This is a genomic window from Paenibacillus rubinfantis, assembly GCF_001486505.1.
Classification (GTDB): Bacteria; Bacillota; Bacilli; order Paenibacillales; family Paenibacillaceae; genus Fontibacillus; species Fontibacillus rubinfantis.
Genome location: NZ_LN909050.1, coordinates 1 through 20,234, shown reverse-complemented (window position 1 = coordinate 20,234; position 20,234 = coordinate 1). Strand labels below are relative to the sequence as shown.

18 protein-coding genes and 1 other RNA gene are annotated in these 20,234 nt (G+C 53.5%); 17 read left to right on the top strand and 2 right to left on the bottom strand.

What is annotated here, in order from left to right; all coding sequences use genetic code 11:
- Nucleotides 1-63 precede the first annotated feature (63 nt).
- Both BN3277_RS00905 and argS read left to right on the top strand, forming a co-directional pair.
- A complete protein-coding gene (locus tag BN3277_RS00905; RefSeq protein WP_059040448.1) occupies nt 64-483 on the top strand; it encodes a YwiB family protein in 420 nt (139 codons plus the stop codon).
- Nucleotides 484-2,163 carry an arginine--tRNA ligase gene (gene argS / locus BN3277_RS00900; RefSeq protein ID WP_059040447.1) on the top strand — a complete coding sequence of 560 codons (1,680 nt, stop codon included), beginning with the start codon at nt 484-486 and terminating at the stop codon, nt 2,161-2,163.
- Between the two features lie 112 nt (nt 2,164-2,275).
- Here the strand turns inward: argS and BN3277_RS00895 are convergent, their stop codons facing one another.
- Nucleotides 2,276-3,424, bottom strand: coding sequence for a S8 family peptidase (locus tag BN3277_RS00895; RefSeq protein ID WP_059040446.1), 1,149 nt, complete (start codon nt 3,422-3,424; stop codon nt 2,276-2,278).
- Nucleotides 3,425-3,850: 426 nt separating this feature from the next.
- Between BN3277_RS00895 and rpoE the strand changes: the two genes are divergently transcribed.
- The 9 genes from rpoE (at nt 3,851) to BN3277_RS00850 (ending at nt 13,325) form a co-directional block, all read left to right on the top strand.
- Entirely contained in the window at nt 3,851-4,417 is a 567-nt protein-coding gene (gene rpoE / locus BN3277_RS00890) for a DNA-directed RNA polymerase subunit delta (RefSeq protein WP_059040445.1), read from the top strand.
- Nucleotides 4,418-4,756: 339 nt separating this feature from the next.
- The gene (locus BN3277_RS00885; RefSeq protein WP_059040444.1) at nt 4,757-6,358 is read left to right on the top strand and encodes a CTP synthase; all 1,602 of its coding nucleotides are present in this window, start codon (nt 4,757-4,759) and stop codon (nt 6,356-6,358) included.
- 162 nt (nt 6,359-6,520) lie between these two features.
- Entirely contained in the window at nt 6,521-6,898 is a 378-nt protein-coding gene (locus tag BN3277_RS00880) for a response regulator (RefSeq protein ID WP_059040443.1), read from the top strand.
- 222 nt (nt 6,899-7,120) lie between these two features.
- Nucleotides 7,121-7,975, top strand: coding sequence for a class II fructose-1,6-bisphosphate aldolase (gene fba, locus BN3277_RS00875; RefSeq protein ID WP_059040442.1), 855 nt, complete (start codon nt 7,121-7,123; stop codon nt 7,973-7,975).
- 196 nt (nt 7,976-8,171) lie between these two features.
- Nucleotides 8,172-9,428, top strand: a complete 1,257-nt coding sequence (locus BN3277_RS00870) for a UDP-N-acetylglucosamine 1-carboxyvinyltransferase (protein ID WP_059040441.1) — start codon at nt 8,172-8,174, stop codon at nt 9,426-9,428.
- 112 nt (nt 9,429-9,540) lie between these two features.
- Entirely contained in the window at nt 9,541-10,905 is a 1,365-nt protein-coding gene (gene rho, locus BN3277_RS00865) for a transcription termination factor Rho (protein WP_059040440.1), read from the top strand.
- 65 nt (nt 10,906-10,970) lie between these two features.
- Nucleotides 10,971-12,239, top strand: coding sequence for a radical SAM family protein (locus tag BN3277_RS00860; protein ID WP_059040439.1), 1,269 nt, complete (start codon nt 10,971-10,973; stop codon nt 12,237-12,239).
- Between the two features lie 100 nt (nt 12,240-12,339).
- On the top strand, nt 12,340-12,537 hold the full coding sequence (rpmE, locus tag BN3277_RS00855; RefSeq protein ID WP_059040438.1) for a 50S ribosomal protein L31: 198 nt from the start codon (nt 12,340-12,342) through the stop codon (nt 12,535-12,537).
- A 107-nt stretch (nt 12,538-12,644) separates the two neighbouring features.
- Nucleotides 12,645-13,325 (top strand): DUF559 domain-containing protein, encoded by a 681-nt coding sequence (locus BN3277_RS00850; RefSeq protein WP_232436293.1) that lies wholly within the window; start codon nt 12,645-12,647, stop codon nt 13,323-13,325.
- 946 nt (nt 13,326-14,271) lie between these two features.
- Here BN3277_RS00850 and BN3277_RS00845 read toward each other — a convergent pair.
- A complete protein-coding gene (locus BN3277_RS00845) occupies nt 14,272-15,528 on the bottom strand; it encodes a stalk domain-containing protein (RefSeq protein WP_059040437.1) in 1,257 nt (418 codons plus the stop codon).
- Between the two features lie 481 nt (nt 15,529-16,009).
- Here BN3277_RS00845 and ffs point away from each other — a divergent pair.
- The 6 genes from ffs to BN3277_RS00820 all read left to right on the top strand — a co-directional run bounded on the left by ffs (nt 16,010) and on the right by BN3277_RS00820 (nt 19,935).
- An RNA gene (gene ffs, locus BN3277_RS24765) (signal recognition particle sRNA large type) lies at nt 16,010-16,276 on the top strand.
- A 127-nt stretch (nt 16,277-16,403) separates the two neighbouring features.
- A complete protein-coding gene (gene dnaX / locus BN3277_RS00840) occupies nt 16,404-18,170 on the top strand; it encodes a DNA polymerase III subunit gamma/tau (RefSeq protein WP_059040436.1) in 1,767 nt (588 codons plus the stop codon).
- 98 nt (nt 18,171-18,268) lie between these two features.
- On the top strand, nt 18,269-18,580 hold the full coding sequence (locus BN3277_RS00835) for a YbaB/EbfC family nucleoid-associated protein (RefSeq protein WP_059040435.1): 312 nt from the start codon (nt 18,269-18,271) through the stop codon (nt 18,578-18,580).
- Between the two features lie 27 nt (nt 18,581-18,607).
- Complete coding sequence (gene recR, locus BN3277_RS00830) at nt 18,608-19,207, top strand: recombination mediator RecR (protein ID WP_059040434.1); 600 nt, start codon at nt 18,608-18,610, stop codon at nt 19,205-19,207.
- Between the two features lie 149 nt (nt 19,208-19,356).
- A complete protein-coding gene (locus BN3277_RS00825) occupies nt 19,357-19,647 on the top strand; it encodes a hypothetical protein (protein WP_059040433.1) in 291 nt (96 codons plus the stop codon).
- A 24-nt stretch (nt 19,648-19,671) separates the two neighbouring features.
- Nucleotides 19,672-19,935, top strand: a complete 264-nt coding sequence (locus BN3277_RS00820) for a pro-sigmaK processing inhibitor BofA family protein (protein ID WP_059040432.1) — start codon at nt 19,672-19,674, stop codon at nt 19,933-19,935.
- The last annotated feature ends 299 nt before the right edge of the window (nt 19,936-20,234 follow it).

The following is a 20,234-nucleotide window of genomic DNA, read 5'->3' as shown; positions in this document are numbered from 1 at the left end:
ATTGCCGGGGCGAACTGGCTATAGTAGTACAGTAAGGATCGAAGTCGGAAGGAGATTTGCCGTATGCCCGAGACCAAGCCGGTGAGCCTTGTGCTGACGAGTCGACAGGGAACGGAGGAAACGGTGCAGCATCTGCGGGGAGATATCGTCCGCCGGAGCGACACCTTGTACATCCGCTATGAGGAACCTGAACCGGGACCGGATGGCGCCAAGACGCGCACGATGATGAAAATATCCGGTAATGAGCTGAAAATTATGCGCCACGGAGGCGTGGAGGCCGAGCAGACCTTCCGCAGCGGCTGCCGTGTTCCGGGATTTTACCGCTCGCCCTTCACCCGGTTTAGCCTGTCTACCGACACCCTAAAGCTCGAATCCCGATGGGATGGGGCGGCGGGCCAGGTGGTCTGGCAATACGATTTGTACGTGTTTGAGGAACTATCCGGACGTTTTGAACTCAGTTTACATATACAGGAGGACGTTTAAATGCCACACAATCCGTTGGAACAAATGAACCAGGCGCTGAAGGAAGCGATCCTGGATGCGATCGTATCCGCAGGCTTGGCGCAGCGGGAGGAAATTCCGGCAATCGTGCTGGAGGTGCCGAAGGACAAAGCCCATGGCGATTTCGCCACCAATGCGGCCATGCAGCTGTCGCGGATCGCGAAGAAGAACCCGCGTCAAATCGCTGAAGAGATTCTCGCGCAGCTGGATCACGGGAAAGCCGGGATTGAGAAGGCGGAAATCGCCGGCCCGGGGTTCATCAATTTTTCGTTAAGCAAGAGCTATCTGTACCCGATTCTGTTGCAGGTGTACCGCGAAGGCGAGAATTACGGCCGCACGGCATTGGGCAATGGAAAAAAAGTACAGGTCGAGTTCGTTAGCGCCAATCCGACGGGCAGCCTCCACCTTGGACATGCCCGGGGCGCAGCCGTGGGCGATGCGCTGTGCAATGTGCTGGATTTCGCCGGTTACGACGTAACGCGCGAATACTACATCAATGATGCCGGTAATCAGATCGTCAATCTGATCAAATCGATTGAGGCCCGCTACCGCCAGGAGCTGGGACAAGACGTGGAGATGCCGGAGGACGGGTACCACGGCGAGGATATCAAAGGGTTCGCCAAAGAGCTCGTCGCCGAGCAAGGCGATAAGCTGCTGAGTATGTCGGAGGAAGAGCGGACGGCATTCCTACGCAAATTTGGTCTGGACAAGGAGCTCGCCAAAATCCAGCGCGACCTGGAGCGTTTCCGGGTTCGCTTTGATGTCTGGTTCAGCGAAACTTCCCTATATCAGGACGGTCAAGTGGAAGCTTCGCTTGCGGAGCTGCGCGATAAAGGGCAGACGTATGAGTTGGACGGGGCAACCTGGCTGAAAACAACGGAGTACGGAGACGACAAAGACCGCGTATTGGTAAAAAATGACGGGACATACACCTATTTGACGCCGGATATCGCGTATCACCGGAATAAATATGACCGCGGTTTCGACCGGGTTATCAACATTTGGGGAGCCGACCACCACGGGTATATTCCTCGGGTGAAGGCGGCGATGGAAGCCATCGGCAAGGATCCGGAGAAGCTGACGGTGTTGATCGCGCAGATGGTCAGCTTGTTCCAGGATGGCGAGAAGGTTAAGATGTCCAAACGGACCGGCAAGGCGGTTACGATGGTGGACTTAATGGACGAGGTTGGCGTCGACCCGATTCGCTATTTCTTTACGATGCGCAGCATGGATTCGCATCTCGATTTCGATATGGACTTGGCGATTTCGACTTCGAACGAAAACCCCGTCTATTACGTGCAATACGCACATGCGCGGATCTGCAGCATCTTCCGCCAGGCGGAGGAGCAGGGGATCCAAATCCCGGCTGCCGAAAGCGTGGATCTAGGCAAGTTAACGGCCGAGCACGAATACGATTTGCTGCGGAAGCTCGGCGAGCTGCCAGAGGAAATCGGCGTGGCTGCGGAGAGCTACGCACCGCACCGGCTGGTGCGCTATGTGTATGAACTGGCGGCGCTGTTCCACAGCTACTACCGGGCGGAGCGCGTCATCACGGAGGACGCGGACCAAACGGCGGCGCGGTTGGTACTGCTTGGCGGAGTGCGCACAGCGCTCGCCAACGTGCTTCGTTTGATCGGCGTTTCCGCGCCGGACAAGATGTAATTCCCGGGTGGGGGCTCCCTGACCCAAAGGGATCATGATGCAAAGCCGCGCTAGAGACGACACGCCCGATCCGGCGTTGCCGGCTCTGGCGCGGCTTTGTTCGGCTTGGCGCTTAGCTGCTGCGCCCCGATTTGGAGCGCAGCAGGCGTAATGCGCTCAACTCGCCGGCGCCGCCGCCTTTGGCCCTTGTTGCGGTGCCGGGCAAAGGCTTGGCGGTGCGGCGCAGGCGGCGCTTAATCTCGCCGGGCTTCATGTCCGGCTTCATCGCCAGCAACAGGGCTATGGCCCCGCTGACGTGCGAAGTCGCCATGGACGTGCCGCTCATTTCGCGGTAGCCACCGCCCAGCCAGGCGGAGCTGATTTTTTCGCCGGGGGCGTAGATATCGATATTGGGACCGTGGTTGCTGAAGGAGGCGATTTTGCCGTCCTTACCGGTCGCTCCTACGGAGATCGTCTGCGGGTAGCGCGCCGGGTAATCGGCACCGCGGCCTTTTTTGTCGTTTCCGGAGGAGGCGACAACGACGATGCCCGCGTTATGGGCTTTGCGGATGATGTTCTGCAGCGAAGTGCTGTTGCTTTTCATGCCGAAGCTCATATTTACGATGTGCATCCGGTTGCGTACGCACCAGTCGATGCCCAAGATAATGTCGGAAACAAAAGCGGAGCCGTTATGGTCAAAAGCCTTGATTGGGAAAATCAAGGACCGGGGGGCTACCCCCATCATGCCTTGCGAGCCGCCAGAGGCGGCGATGGTTCCAGCGATATGCGTGCCGTGTCCGTTATCGTCATACGGCAGGCTGATTCGATTCAGCAGGTTGATCCCTCGGGCCAAGGAATGGCGAAGATCCGGGTGGCTGAAATCGGCCCCTGTGTCGATGACGCCAATACGAATCCGATAGCCTGTGGACACGGACCAGGTATCCGGGGCGCCGATGCGTCGAACCCCCCAAGGGATCGAGGTGGTTTGCCCCTTGTTGGCCGGGGCCGGGCTATGGACGCTGACGATGCTGTCTTCTTCGACCCAAAGGCCGAAGCGGGAGCGGGCGGCCTCCCCCCGCAAACCGAGGGGGCAGATCAGCGCCTGCAGCAGCGATGAAGAGCGGACATGCCGCAGCGCGGGATGCTGGCGCTTGTGCTTGAGCAATTGACGTACGCATTCGGCAAAATCAGCCGGGTGCGCAAAGCGGATAATGATCCGACCGCTTTTTCCGGAGGCGTCGACATGATCGTTCAAATACCTGAGGAATCCGGAGTAGTCCATGTATAAGTAGCCCCTCCTACGAAGCGTGTTGCAGTATAGTATGACGGTCCGTTTTTCGTTGAATGGGGAAGCGGCCCTGTTTTGCGGAAATGGGCCCGGCTTGCTGCATTTGGCGCGAATCCGTCGTGTCAAAGTGCAAATCTGGACATAGGATGAAGGGAAGGCCTTGCGGCTTTCGCCAACCCAGGAGAGGGCCGGGGCCTTCTTTGGGGAAGGATACAGTCAAGGAGCGGGGAACCGAGGGTTCTCCGCTCCTTCCCTTTTGCCGGGCGGGGCTTTGGTGTGTTTTTAAAACTTGCAATTTGAGTCCAAATAGGTTTTACTATTGTGTGATATGGATATGTTAGTGAAGGAAACCGGCCGGATGGTGAAGGTTTCATCTTTGCTTTATAGTGAACTATTTGCGTGAGAGGAAGTGTCCGTAACGTGAGTACCCCGCTGAACTTGAAAATCGACCCGGAGAAGGTCCAGGAAATCCCGATGGTCGACTTGGCCTTTATGATCTTGAAAGCGGCGAATACGCCGTATTACTACCGCGACCTGATGAATGAGGTTGCCCAGCTTCGCGGCATGACCGAGGAACAAATTAACGAGGCGATTGCGCAGCTTTATACGGAAATAAATATCGATGGACGTTTTGCCTGCGTCGGCACCAACCTGTGGGGCCTGAAGCGTTGGTATCCCATCGAGCGTTCGGAGGATCCGGTTGGCAACTCCAAGCGTCCGCGCATTATTAACGATGATGACGACGATCTGGACGACGACTTCGTGGAAGAGGACGATACGTACGTAGCCGACGATGAAGAGGATTACGATGCGATCGACGAGGATTCCGAAGACGAGCTGTTCCCGGACGACGATGAGGAAGAAGTAGAAGAAGTCGAGGACGACGAAATGCTTCCGGAAGAGGAGCTTGAAGACGAGGACGAACTCGCCGAAGAAGAGGAAGAACTGGAGTCCGACGAGGATTTCGACGATAGCGACGAGGATTAATAGGTCGCGAAACAGAGATTATACGGGTTTTGGATGAGGAAAAAGGGACGGCCTAAGCCGTCCTTTTTTAAGTCTTATTTTGTTCAGAGTTGCCTTCCGACTTGACTTGACACGGGCTGGGGTAACGGGTAAACTATTGCATGGGCTTATGATTCAAACCTATAACATATGCATTTTTTAAAAGTGCCCCGACCTATTCGGGTGTCACTTTTTTGTTTTTTTTATAGCCATTTTGGCTATGTTTTACCGGATAATAGGTTACGCTAATGATCTAAGTTGCCTGAATTTCTGGAATCTGATTTTTTTGTGAACACGTACTACTTTAGGAGGTTTTGGGCTGTGGCAAAATACATTTTCGTGACAGGCGGGGTCGTATCCTCACTGGGGAAGGGCATTACGGCGGCTTCGCTGGGCAGGCTGCTTAAGAACAGAGGTTTGAAGGTAACGATCCAGAAATTCGATCCATACATCAACGTCGATCCGGGAACGATGAGCCCGTATCAGCACGGGGAAGTGTTCGTCACGGACGATGGCGCCGAGACCGATTTGGATCTGGGCCATTATGAGCGTTTTATCGATATCAATCTTTCGAAGAACAGCAACGTGACGACTGGGAAAATCTACTCCTCGGTCATCGGCAAGGAACGCCGCGGCGAGTATCTCGGCGGAACGGTTCAAGTTATCCCTCATATTACGAACGAAATTAAGGAGCGTGTCTTCCGCGCCGGGCGTGAAGCCGGATCGGACGTGGTGATCACCGAGATCGGCGGGACCGTCGGCGACATCGAGAGCTTACCGTTCCTGGAAGCGATTCGTCAAATCAAGAGCGACATCGGACGCGAGAACGTGATGTATATTCACGTGACGCTAATTCCATATATCAAGGCAGCCGGTGAAGTGAAAACGAAGCCGACCCAGCACAGCGTAAAAGAGCTTCGCAGCATCGGGATTCAGCCAAACGTGATCGTATGCCGTACGGAGCATGAGCTTTCGGATGACATCAAGGGGAAAATCGCCCAGTTCTGCGATGTGGATCCTAGCGCGGTTGTCGAGTGCCGTGATGCCGATACGCTGTATGAGGTGCCGCTGAACCTGCGCGACGAAGGGCTCGACGAGATCGTTGTGAATCATCTGAAGTTGACGACGCCGACTCCGGATATGCGGGAGTGGGAGAGCCTCGTAGAGCGTATCAACAAGCTGGAGAAAACCGTAGAAATCGCCATCGTCGGTAAATACGTGGCGCTGCATGATGCTTATCTCAGTGTGGTGGAGTCGTTGTCCCACGCCGGCTTCGACGCTAACGCAGACGTGAAGATCCGCTGGGTGAATGCCGAGGAAGTGACGGATGAGAACGTGGCTGAGCTGCTGCAAGGCGTTGGCGGGATTCTCGTGCCGGGCGGCTTCGGTGACCGTGGTATCGAAGGCAAGATTACGACGATCCGTTATGCCCGCGAGAACCGGATTCCGTTCTTCGGCATTTGCTTGGGGATGCAGGTAGCGGTGATTGAATACGCCCGTTCGCTCGCCGGACTTCAAGGCGCCAACAGCTCGGAGATCAACCCGTCCACCGAATATCCGGTGATCGACCTGCTGCCGGAACAGAAGGATATCGAGGATCTGGGCGGTACGATGCGGCTGGGACTGTACCCTTGTAAGTTGACACCGGGATCGCTTGCTATGCAATGTTATGACGACGAGCTGGTATACGAACGCCATCGTCATCGGTATGAGTTCAACAATACGTACCGCGAGACACTGGAGCGTGTTGGCCTGCGGATTTCCGGGACCTCGCCGGACGGCCGGCTGGTGGAAATCGTCGAGCTTCCGGATCATCCTTGGTTCCTGGCCGTGCAATTCCATCCGGAGTTCACTTCCCGGCCGAACCGCCCGCAGCCTCTGTTCCGCGAGTTCGTGAAAGCTTCGATCGCGCACTTGTCCTAAACGCGGATGGACGTTGAGTCCCAACCTCGGGACACCCTGTCATTTTTGGGTCGTCCGATTTTTTAAGGCTCTTTTTTCCAGTGGAGAAGGGTTTTGCAAATCGGGAGCGAAGTAATTAGTTATGACAAGGATTACAGGGTGGACTTGTAGGAGGGCTTTTCGGTGGAAGAGAAGAAAGTGTTAATTGTCGATGATCAGAACGGTATCCGCATTTTATTGATGGAAGTGTTCAGCAGTGAAGGGTATAAAACGTTTCAGGCGGCCAACGGCAAAATGGCTTTGGAAATCGTCCGCAGCGATTCGCCGGATTTGGTGCTTCTCGACATGAAAATCCCGGGGATGGACGGTTTGGAAATCCTTAAGCATATCAAAGAGGCGAATCCGGAGATCAAGGTCATTATGATGACGGCATACGGCGAGCTCGATATGATCAAGGAAGCCACAGACCTTGGCGCTCTGATGCATTTTACGAAACCCTTTGACATTGATGAAATGCGCGCAGCGGTTAACATGCAGCTTAAAGGCGGAGCTCGTCTTTAGCGGGATGGCCGCGATGAAAAGAAGGCCTTCTTTAGAAGAGCGTCGTGGAATCACGCGGTCTCCTAAAGAAGGTCTCTTTTTTGTGGGGCAAATTCGCACAAGGCGTTCACAAACGAAAGGAAAGCATGAATAGTATTTTTGACAGGTTGTGGTATAATAAGAAAGTGTGTGAATGTCGGCTAAATAAGATAAAATCCCACATCCTTAGGAGGATTGAAACCCATGCCATTAGTATCAATGACTGACATGTTGAACAAAGCCCTTGCCGGCAAATATGCCGTAGGCCAGTACAACATCAATAACTTGGAATGGACACAAGGTATTCTGGCTGCAGCCGAAGAAGAGAAATCCCCAGTAATCCTGGGCGTTTCCGAAGGCGCTGCCCGTCATATGGGCGGTTTCTACACCGTTGTTAAAATGGTGGAAGGCTTGCTGCATGACATGAAAATTACGGTTCCTGTCGCGATTCACCTCGACCACGGTTCGAGCTTTGATAAATGTAAAGAAGCGATTGATGCGGGCTTTACATCCGTAATGATCGACGGTTCCCATCATCCGATCGACGAGAACATCGCGATGACGAAGAAAGTCGTTGAATACGCTCATGCCAAAGGCGTTTCGGTTGAAGCCGAAGTTGGCACGGTTGGCGGTCAAGAAGACGACGTGATCGGCGGTATTCAATACGCTGACTTGAACGAGTGTGTTCGCATCGTTAAAGAGACCGGTATCGATACCCTTGCTCCTGCCTTGGGCTCCGTGCATGGTCCTTACCATGGCGAACCGAACCTCGGGTTCAAAGAAATGGAAGAAATCCGCGACGCGGTTAAGCTTCCGCTGGTGCTTCATGGCGGGACAGGCATTCCGACGCATGATATCACCAAAGCGATTTCGCTGGGTACATCCAAAATCAACGTGAACACCGAGAACCAAATCGCGTTCACGAAAGCGGTTCGTGAAGTCCTGGCTGCAAAACCGGACGCATACGATCCTCGTAAATACATCGTTCCTGGCCGTGACGCGATCAAGGCTACGGTTGTTGGCAAAATCCGCGAGTTTGGTTCCAACAACAAAGCTTAAGGATCAACGCCAAGCGTTTGCGCCGTACTGCCATTAGGGTAGATACGGCGCAAGCTTTAGGACGGACAAGGCCTTGGACCGTCCAGTTGAATAAGGTGACTTGGAGAGTACACCGCTTAGACGGTGTCTTTCCATTTCTGCCGTTAAAAATCATGGGCTGTGTACCGACGCAAATACGTAGGGGGATCCTGGACTTATGGAGAAATTGATGATCCGTGGCGGACGTCCGCTGCGCGGAAGCGTTTCGATCAGCGGCGCAAAAAACAGCGCGATTGCGTTGATTCCGGCTGCGATCTTGGCAGAATCCGAAGTGGTTTTGGATAACTTGCCGATTTTGAGCGACGTGGCGGTATACTCGGAGATTTTGGAGGAGCTGGGTGCCCGCGTCATGTGGGATGGCAGTCAAATGCGCATTGATCCCACCCATATTCGTTCGATTCCGATGCCCAATGGGCCGGTAAAGAAATTACGGGCTTCCTATTATATGATGGGAGCGATGTTAGGACGTTTTAAGGAAGCGATCATCGGCATGCCGGGAGGCTGTAACTTTGAGCCTCGTCCGATCGACCAGCATATCAAAGGGTTTGAGGCGTTAGGGGCCACCGTAACCAATGAACACGGTGCCATTCATTTGCATGCAAAAGAGCTGCGCGGCGCAAAGGTGTACCTGGACGTCAGCAGCGTGGGAGCGACGATTAATATTATGCTGGCGGCGACCAGAGCCAAAGGCGCTACGATTATCGAAAATGCGGCGAAAGAGCCTGAAATTATAGATGTGGCCACTTTATTAAACTCCATGGGAGCCGTGATTAAAGGGGCCGGTACGGAGACGATCCGGATTGAAGGGGTTAATGAGCTGAAAGGCTGCCGTCATTCTATTATCCCTGACCGTATTCAAGCGGGAACTTATATGATCGCGGCTGCGGCAACGCGGGGCGATGTGGTGATTGACGGCGTCATTCCGAAACACTTGGAGGCGTTAACCGCCAAGCTGTTGGAAATGGGGGCTGAGGTGGAAGAACTGGATGAGAGCATTCGCGTCATTGGCCGCCCGGATTACCATCATGTCGACGTTAAGGCGTTAGTCTACCCCGGTTTTCCGACGGATATTCAGTCACCGATGACCAGTTTGCTTACCCAGGCCAAAGGGGTCAGCGTACTAAGCGATTTCGTGTACAGCAACCGATTTAAGCATGTGCCGGAGCTGGTACGGATGGGCGCGAAAATCCGCGTAGAAGGTCGTTCGGCGATCATCGAAGGCGGACCGCTGAATGCAGCCAAAGTGAAAGCGGCCGATCTGCGCGCGGGTGCGGCGCTGGTCGTAGCTGGACTCACCGTGCCAGAAGGGATTACCGAGGTCTTTGGCGTTGAGCTCATCGACCGGGGGTATGATCATCTGGTGCCGAATCTGCGTGCGTTGGGTGCCGATGTTTGGCGGGAGACGGAAGAATAACTTGCCGCTCCGGCGCATAAGTTGCCAAGGATAGGGCATAATAGGCCAATGAGTCTATCATTACGCCATACTTCATAGATTTCAATAAAATTGAATAGGTGGTTATTTTAATATGGATCTACAAATCGCCGATCTGGAAGGGATGAAGCTTACCGAGCTGTACAAGCTGGCGAAGCAATATCAGATCCCTTATTACGGCCAATTAAAGAAGAAAGAATTGATTTTCGCTATTCTAAGGGCACAGGCCGAACAAAGCGGCCTCATGTTTATGGAAGGCGTACTCGAAATTTTGCCGGAAGGGTACGGCTTCCTGAGACCGATAAATTATTTGCCCAGCACGGAGGATATTTACATCTCCGCTTCGCAAATCCGCAAGTTTGATCTGCGCACCGGGGATCTCGTTTCCGGGAAGTGTCGAACACCGAAGGAAAACGAGCGATATTTCGGCCTTCTGCAAGTCAATGCCGTTAACGGCGAGAACCCGTCCATCGCGGCGGAACGTCTGCATTTCCCAGCGCTGACTCCACTCTATCCGCAGACCAAATTGGTGCTCGAAACTTCCCCAAATCATTTATCCACCCGCATTATGGATTTGCTTGCCCCGGTCGGACTCGGCCAACGCGGTTTGATCGTGGCGCCGCCTAAAGCAGGGAAGACTTTGCTGCTGAAGGAAATCGCCAACAGCATCTCCACCAACAATCCCGACATTGAGTTATTCGTATTGTTGATCGACGAACGTCCGGAAGAAGTCACCGATATGCAGCGTTCGGTCAAAGGCGAAGTCATCGCTTCTACGTTTGACGAGCTGCCGGAGAATCATATCAAGGTGGCGGAACTTGTGTTGCAGCGCGCGTTGCGGCTGGTGGAGCACAAGAAGGACGTCGTGATTTTGCTGGATAGCATTACGCGTCTGGCTCGTGCCTATAACTTGGTGGTTCCGCCGTCCGGGCGTACGCTCAGCGGGGGGATCGATCCGGCGGCTTTCCATCGTCCGAAGCGTTTCTTTGGCTCGGCCCGGAACGTGGAAGAGGGCGGCAGCTTGACGATTTTGGCAACGGCTTTGGTGGATACCGGTTCGCGAATGGACGATATTATTTATGAGGAATTCAAAGGCACCGGGAACATGGAGCTGCATTTGGATCGCAAGCTGGCGGAACGCCGGATTTTCCCGGCCATCGATATTCGCCGCTCCGGTACGCGCCGCGAGGAAGTACTGTTGAGCAAGGAAGAGCTGGATACGATCTGGTCGATCCGCAAAAACATGAACGATTCTTACGACTTTGTGGAAGGCTTCCTGAAAAAACTGCGCGACTCCAAGACCAATGCCGAATTCTTGGCTTCTTTCGACGTTTCCGGCAACACCCCTTCAGGTGGTGGCAACGGCGGGGCGCGTCGCCCGGTTCGGTCGGGCTCAACATCTTCGCGGACAAGTGCAACTTCGACGGGTGCCGGAAGCACGCAGAACTCTACGGTTTAATACGTTTATACGAGATCCCTCAGGAGGGCTTCATTTCCTGAGATGAATATTATGAGGAGAACAACATGTACTTAGTGTATGCAGATGAACAAGGACAGGTCTATGATCATCCGTCGCTGTACGGCTTGGCTCGCAGCGCGGACATGATCGTGGAGATCATGGAGGATGAGCTGATTCCGCTTCCGGATGGGGCAACCTTGGTGGGCTTGCCGTCCACCCGACCGATCGGCATGGACCCGGATACCGGCGAAATGAAGCCGCTCCCGGGTGATGTTCAGGCAGTAGGTGCTCTGCTTCCGCAAGGCTATACCCGTCTTTGTCTGCCGGGGTATGTGAAGACCGACAAGGATTATAAACTGCCTTTGTTTGGGTATTCCGCGGTTGTGTGGAAGGACGGTCAGTTCTACGTGACAGCACGCTTGTCGGATGATCCCGAGAAGTGGAACCCGCTGAATTGCGATCCTCTTGAACTGAAAAATCAAGTCAAAGCCTATACTTCCCGATATCCGGAGAATCGGCTTTATGAGCATTTATCGAATTGTGCGTTGGGCTATGAATGCCTAACGGCTTCCAATACGTTCCTGAACCGTTGGGAAGGGGCGGTCCCCGTCTCTTATTCCTGCAATGCGGGTTGCTTCGGCTGCATTTCAGAACAGCCGGACGACAGCGGATTCGTCTCACCGCAGACGCGGATGAACTTCCGGCCGCGCGTTGAGGAGCTGGTGGAGGTGATGATGGAGCATCTAACCACCCCGGAATCGATCATCAGCTTTGGCCAAGGCTGTGAGGGGGAACCGTCCACGCAGGCCAAGCTGATCATCGAGTCGATTCGCGAGGTTCGGCGGCGGACGGATATGGGCTACATCAATATCAACACCAATGCGGGTCTCTCCGATCACATCCGGGGAATCGTGGATGCCGGCCTGGATCTGATGCGGGTGAGCACGATCAGCGCGTTGGACGATCACTACAACGCCTACTACAAACCACGTGGATACACGCTGGCGAATGTGGAGAAGTCACTCAAGTATGCTTCGGACCAAGGGGTATATACCTCCATCAACTATTTGATTTTTCCCGGGGTCACGGACCGTGAGGAAGAAGTGGAAGCAATGATCGAATTCGCGCGTCGCACCAAGTTGAAGTTGATTCAGCTGCGTAACCTGAACATTGACCCTGAGAGCTATCTGGACTTGATTCCGAAGGCGAAAGGGGAGATTCTCGGCATGAAGCAGGCGATCGAGATTTTTCAGGAGGAGCTTCCGGACGTTGTGATCGGATCATATACGCATGTGCCGCCAACTGAATTGGCCCGCGTCAAGGTACGAGGATAAAACAGGCAATTGCGCGAAAGGTTGCCCCGTGCTATAATGCGTTTGTGTGTCATATAACTCTGGGCACGACTGAGGCTCAGGGCGGAAAGAGGTGAAAGTGATGAAAGAAGCAATTCAACCAAAATATCACGTGACTACGGTAACTTGCGCTTGCGGTAACACGTTCGAGACGGGTTCCGTGAAACAAGACCTGCGCGTTGAAATTTGCTCCAACTGCCATCCATTCTTCACCGGGAAGCAGAAATTCCTGGATGCTGGTGGACGTGTGGATAGATTCAAAAAGAAATACGGTATCTAAGATACCCTTTTCCAAGCGAAATGACGAAGAACGTCTTTGCCGATCTGATGATGGGCGGAGGCGTTTTTTTCTTTTTTACATTGTAAAAGTGAGGGAGGGGGATGGGAATGGCAATGGACTTTGATCAGGTGCATCAGGTATGGTTGGACATGCATCGCAACCGTCGTTCCGGCGAACGAAAAGATCGGTTGGAGCGAGGACATGGGCATGGGGAGCAGTTGTTTTTGCGTAACGTATGGTGGCCCTTGCGGGGGAATTTGGACAACCTCCATCCGGAATACGAAATCGCCGATTGGCGAGGGCGGCCGTATTTTGCGGATTTTGCTTGGTTAACGGAAGCTGTAAAGCTCATCATTGAGGTTAAAGGGTTCGGGCCGCATGTTCGCGATATGGATCGCACGATGTATAGCCGGGAGTTGAACAGGGAAGTTTTTCTGCAAACTATGGGTTATCGGGTCATTTCCTTGTCCTATGACGATGTGGAACGACAGCCGGAGGTTTGCATTATGCTGCTTCGGATGTTGTTGAGCCGATTTGAGGTGTCTGGACAAAGGGCGGATCTTCCCAAGTTGGCGTTGAAATCAACGTTACTACAGGCGGTTCAGTTAGGCAAACCCATTCGTCCGAAGGATGTAGAGAGGCAGCTGGGCGTAAATCATCGGACCGCGGTGCGATATTTACAGCAGCTGGGCCAGCTGGGCTGGCTGCATCCGCGCTCCAGTGGGGAGTCGGGCCGGGTTCGGACGTATGAGGTAGTGCGCCGGGATTGGGAGGCGTTTGACTGGTGAGTGGGGAGCGTATGGGCTTGACCCCCTTGCATCACTTTATGGGGGGGCCGGCCATCAGTAGATGCAACGTAACTAGCCCTTGATGCCTCGGCGCCACCTTGATGCCCGGTGGCCAGACCTAGGAGTCCTGACGCCAAACCTTCTTCCCGTCCGCTAACCCTCGGGTGCCTCGGTGCTAACCCCTGCTGCCTGCTCGCTAGCTCTCGGTACCTCAGTGCTGACCCTTGCTGCCTGCCTGCTAGCTCTCGGTACCTCGGTGCTGATCCTTGCTGGCTGGTCGCTAGTCCCTAGGTGCACGGATGCCACCCCTTCGCCCGACGCTAACCCACTGTGTCCCATGGCTAACTCTCGTTATCCCGTCGCCAAGTGTAAAAGTGCAGTTGATTCGAGCTAAAATGAGGAAATTTGCTTGATGGAATGTAAAAGTGCAGTTCAGAAAGGTGGAAAAGGGGCGGTTTGGCTGCAATAGGCGGAATTAGACTGCACTTTTACAGTTGAACCAGCAAAATCACGCCAATTTGGCGAAATGAACTGCACTTTTACATTTCAGCCGGTCGCTGCTAGCCGACCAGAGAGAAGAATAAATTAGGCATGTGACTCCTAGCGCCCCCGGATGGGTCCCCTCGCCGTCGCCAAGTGTAAAAGTGCAGTTGACTCGGGCTAAAATGAGGAAATTTGCTTGATGAGATGTAAAAGTGCAGTTCAGAAAGGTGGAAAAGGGGCGGTTTGGCTGCAATAGGCGGAATTAGACTGCACTTTTACAGTTGAACCGGCAAAATCACGCCAATTTGGCGAAAGGAACTGCACTTTTACATTTCAGCCGGTCCCTTAGCGGTCGGAGAGGGGCGTACAAACAAAAAGCAGGTCGGAGACGATGGCCGACATCGGTATGTCCGCCCTCAAATCCCCAACCCGCTTATTATTGAAAGCTTACTGCTTCTTTCTTCTACTTCTTAAACTCCACACTTTGCTTAAGGCTGGTCCACTCTTCGCTCTTGATAATGCCCAGCCGCCATAAGGCGATACCCTTTAGATCATAGCGCTTAGCAAGTCCGATCAGCGTTTTGACGGTGTTCTGATCTTCGCTGTCCAGATTTAAACCGAGGATCAGCTTGCTGGCACTGGTTTCTTTCAAAGCCAGACGGATCGCTTCATCCACTTTATCCGCAGGTTGCGGCCGACCGCTGTTGTCTCCCGGGAGGTAATCGTAAGCCATGATCACGATTTCGTCTGCCAGGGCTCCCAATGTTTTATAGTCATAACCTTGATAGGATGAGTTCAGCGGGTGCAGTGCCAAGGACAGCTTGAGACCTGCCGCCCGGGTTTGTTTCGACAATTCCTTAACGAAATTGTTAAAAGCCTGCCGCGTTGCTGTTTTCTCCGTCGTTAAGCCAAGCCCTTCGAAATCCAGCATAATACCTTGAAACGCCTTCTCCTTTGCCGCGTTGATCATATCGGTGATCGCCTGCTGCCGTAGGTCTGGGTCCTCGACGATTTTGGTGAGTTCGCCCTTTACGTCGCTGGAGTAGACCATCAGATACGGTAAGGTTCGGGCGGAGGCCGCGTCGTTCACGAGGCTGTCCGCAGTAACTTCCCCAGCAGGTTGCGGCAGTCTGAACAGATCGCCTGTTTGCGTGAACTTCCCGTTCTCGTCGATGCGGCTCCAGCCGAAAGCGACGGCGTCCAGACTAGGAACGGCCCCGACCTCCGAGAAGGAGGCAAAGGCGTAGAAGCCCAGCGTATACATCCGTTCCTGCGGGGAGGCGATGGATACCGTCCGCGATGCTTGATCCCACCCGACCTGAGCCCCGAACTGTTGGCTGAAGAAGCTGAGCGGAATCAGCGTATTCCCTTCGACAGACCGAGGGGCCACCGCCAATGGAACGGAAGTGTTGTTCACTTTCGCTGTTTTGCTATTTAGCGTTAATTGTACGTGGATCGCTTCGGCCCCTGTGCCTTTGACGGCGGTGATCGTTTTGGAGGTTTGGTTCCAGGTGACCGTAATCCCCAACGCTTCGGATATGGAGCGGAACGGAACCAGCGTTGTGCCGTTCACAATCATCGGTTCGCCCGAAAAGGCCAGCGGATATCCGTCCAGCAGAATCTGCACCGATGCTGCTGCCTCGGCCCGAGACGGCTGCATTCCCACCAAGCTACCGGCGAAAAGGGTGGCGACCAGCAAGAGTTTCCCAATGGATCTCATTTGTTTCTCCTCTCATACTTAATACTCTGTGTTCTATTCTATTAATATATCAAACTAGAACTAGAGTTGCATGGTGTGGGAGAGGCACAAATTAGTGATAGCCATGGCATAGACTAGGCATTGATCGGATATGGAACAGGCGCAAAACAGGAAGAGGGCAGAAAGAGAACAGAACGAGGACACGCGCACTGAGCAGGGGGAGAACGGGAAACGAACAGGCACTAAGCAGGAATAGAACGAGAATGAACAGATGTGGATCGGGAAAAGATACTTGACGCCGACCGCGCCGACCAGACACGACCAAGCACCAATCGTGCCCACCAGTCAGCGACCAGACACTAGCACTTACAAAGCACCTACCAGTCACCGACCAAGCGCTGATTAAGTACAAACCAGACACCAACTAGCTCAAATGAGCCACCCCAGCCAACTTCTTCCCTCCGGTTGCATTTTGTACAGGCATGAGCTATACTTAGTTTCACCGTGCTAGATGGGGAGGTAGCGGTGCCCTGTAACTCGCAATCCGCTATAGCGAGGTTGAAGTCCTGTTAGAGGTCTTGTCGATGTGAGGCCGGTCTTTACGGCAGATGTTGACGGACGGGTCCTCCGCAAGGAGTACCTGCGAACCTGGTCAGGTCCGGAAGGAAGCAGCCATAAGCAGTATTACTCCTGTGCCGGAGGGCAGCCTGTCCCGAGTCATGCCGTAAAGGTGCCGCTCGGATCGCAACGATCAATAACAGGTGCACGGTGAATACTTGATAAGAATACATCTTTGTCTGCGGACAGGGGTGTTTTTTTTGTACATAGAGCAAATGGCTATAGTATAATAAGGAAACGACAACCGTCGTTTGAAGGAAAGAAAGAGGTGCCGCATAATGGAGCATATTGCGCTGTACCGGGCTTGGCGGCCGCAGTCGTTTCAAGACATGGTGGGGCAGCAGCATATCATCCGCACGTTGCAGAATGCGATTCGCGAACAGCGGCTGTCGCATGCCTATCTGTTCAGCGGTCCGCGGGGAACCGGAAAAACCAGTGCCGCGAAAATTTTAGCCAAAGCCGTAAACTGTGAAAAGGGACCTGCGGCAGAACCGTGCAACGAATGCGATGCGTGCCGGAGGATCACGGCTGGCGCCGTCATGGATGTACTTGAGATTGACGCCGCTTCCAACCGGGGGGTTGAGGAGATCCGCGATCTGCGGGAGAAAGTTAAATATGCCCCTACGGAAGTGCGGCAGAAGGTTTATATCATCGATGAAGTCCACATGCTGACCACGGAAGCTTTCAACGCGCTCTTAAAAACATTGGAGGAACCGCCTCCGCATGTGATGTTTATATTAGCGACTACCGAACCGCATCGTTTACCAGCTACCGTCATCTCGCGGTGTCAGCGCTTTGACTTCCGCCGCGTATCGCTGGAGGAGCAAAGCGAGCGCTTGCGGGTGATCTGCGAGCAGGAAGGTATCGAGGCGGAGAAGGAAGCGATCGAGTATATCGCCAGATTGTCCGACGGCGGCATGCGTGACGCCTTAAGCATTTTGGATCAAATCGCCTCCTTCTCCGGGCGCAAGGTCTCGTACCAACAGGTCCTAGACATGACCGGCGGCATCGCCTCACGGCAGTTCGCAGAACTGGCCAAGACACTGCTGGCCGGCGATATCGGCGGCATGCTGCAGATGATCGATGGCTTTATGCAGGAAGGCAAAAGCGCGGACAAATGCATGGAGAACCTGCTGTACTATTTCCGTGATTTGCTGATGGTGAAGATGGTACCGAAGGCGGACAAGTTGACGGAGCGCGTGCTGGATCCCCAGGATTTTGCGGAGATTGCCGAGGGCTTTACGAAACCCCAACTGTTCCGCATCATCGATACGCTAAACCACTATCAGACGGAAATGAAATACGCTGTCCAACCACAAACGCTGTTCGAGGTCGCTTTGTTAAAGATCTGCACGTTTGGAGGAGAGGGCGCCGTTGAGCAACCGGCTTTGACCCGCAGTGCGGGAACGGGGGCCGGGGCGACTGCCGATGCTTCCGAGGTCCAACAACTCCGCCGTCAGCTGGCGGAAATGGAGGCGAAGCTGGATCGTGCGCTGCAGGGCGGGCTTGCCGCAGGTGGATCCGCTTCGGGAGGCACGGCGGCGGGAGGGAATCGCCCTTCGCGAAGCCCCGCACCACGCGTGGCCTCGAAGGCCAAAATTCCAGCTGGAATGGATCAATATCTTGCGAACCGTAACAGTCCAGAGTTCATGGATATCCAGCAGAAATGGAACCAAGTACTCCAGGCCGTTAAGGATGCTAAAATTACGATTCATGCGTGGTTTGTGAACGGGGAGCCTGTTTCGGTATCGGAGGAGAACGTGCTTGTCGCATTCAAAAACGACATTCACCGCGAGACCACCGAGAAGCCGGCTAACAAGCAGGTGATTGAAACGGTTATAGAGCGCCAATTGGGCAAACCGTACCATTTGGTCACGATGATGCTGAAGGATTGGACCGATGCGCTGCAAGGCGCGGGTGAACGTCCCGGCGGCGAACCGTTCGAGCTGGAGCCTCCGCCAGAGGATGGCGGATCCGGTAAAGAGCCTTGGGTGGACGAAGCGTTGAATATTTTCGGGGATGACCTGGTCGTCATCAAGGAATAACTAAACACCGGCTAGGTATAGACCGTAATAATGGGGTTATGTTTTTTCTATATAACGCATGACGTACATGCAGACTAACTTAAGGAGATGTGATCAACGTGAACAATATGAACCAAATGATGAAGCAAGTGAAAAAAATGCAGGAGCAAATGCTGAAAGCGCAGGAAGAACTTGCGAGTAAAACCGTCGAAGGCAGCGCAGGCGGCGGTGTCGTTACGGTCCAAGTGAACGGGCATAAAAAAGTACTGGCCCTGAACATTAAACCGGAAGCGGTGGATCCGGACGACGTGGAAATGCTGCAGGATTTGGTGCTCACAGCGGTCAATGACGCTTTGACGAAAGCCGAAGAACTGGCGAACCAGGACATGGGCAAGTTTACGGGCGGAATGAAAATTCCTGGCCTGTTCTAATTTTACAAACTGAAGGAGAAGGCCCCATTGTATTATCCCGAACCGATCGCGAAGCTGATCGATGCTTTTACCCATTTGCCCGGTATCGGGCCAAAGACGGCGGCCAGACTGGCTTTTCACGTGCTGCGCATGAAGGAAGATGACGTCATCGATTTCGCCAAAGCGCTGGTAAGCGTGAAGCGTAACCTCCATTACTGCTCCGTCTGCTGCAACATCACGGATACGGACCCCTGCCGAATTTGTCAGGACAAGACTCGCGACGCTTCCGTTATTTGCGTTGTACAGGAGTCCAAGGATTTGGTGGCGATGGAGCGGACGAAGGAGTTCGATGGATACTATCATGTGCTGCAAGGGGCTATCTCGCCGATGGAAGGCTTGGGACCGGATGATATCCGGCTCAAGGAGCTGCTGAACCGGTTGAGCGATGAACGGGTGAAGGAGCTGATCCTGGCCACCAACCCGAACATTGAGGGGGAGGCAACCGCCATGTATATTTCCCGTCTTGTGAAGCCTTTTGATATTCGCGTCACCCGGATTGCGCACGGGCTGCCGGTTGGCGGCGACCTGGAGTATGCGGATGAAGTGACACTATCCAAGGCGCTGGAAGGGCGTCGAGAACTAAATTAGATTTTTTTCTTATCGTTTGGATACCAAAGAACTTTAGGCCCAGCGCTTTTGCTTGGGTTTAAAGTTCTTTTTGTTTGCCGTTTTTGCGGTTCTAAGTTTGTCCCTCTCCCGATAAACATGAAATAAAACCGGATGGGGAGGCGACAGGCTTGAAGATATTAAAACCCTGGGGAGGCGAAGGCCGCTCGAACCTGATTCGAAGAGATGCTGCGTTGGAATATAAGCGAGAGTTGTACGAGGAAGTTATCAAGGCGCTAAGAGAGTGGGAGCGGGCCTGTATCGCTTTTGAGGAAGCGGTGGGACATGACGAGGTGGATGTGGCCATTTACACTCTGGAGGCGGCGGAGCGAAGATACCAGATCCAGCTCAAGGCGGCGAAGCAGGCTCAGGTAGATTGGGACGCCTTTCGCAACGGATCCTATTTTGGGGAAAGTTCATGAATTTAGAGGGGGGAGGGTAAAAAAATGAAGCTCGTGCTGATCGGCGTTCTTGCCGTGTCGTTGGCGTTACTGCTTTATATTTTGTTCTCGCGCAAAATCGGGTGGGTGTGGCTTCCTCGGTTTGGGTTGCATATTGTGCTAGCGGCACTGGGGATCTATGTGATCAATTTCTCGGGATTATTAACCGAAGTGTATATCCCTTTAAATCCAGTTACGTTAAGCACGGTATTGGTCCTGGGCCTGCCTGGAGTGGCTCTGTTGGTTAGCCTAAAATTAACCATGATCTGAAGGTTGACTCCGCTTGTTCTTCTGTGGTACATTATAAATCGCTTCGCCGGCGGGACAAGCCGGACAAGGACTTCCAGATGGTGACAATAAAAAAGACCTTGACTAAAGAATGGGCGACGTGATATATTATAAAGGTCGCTGCTGAAACGAAGCGATAACGAAATTATAACGTTTGATCTTTGAAAACTGAACAACGAGTGAGTAATAAATGAGATTTTAAATCTCGTCAGTTTTGAAATGAGCAAGTCAAACACTTTATTGGAGAGTTTGATCCTGGCTCAGGACGAACGCTGGCGGCG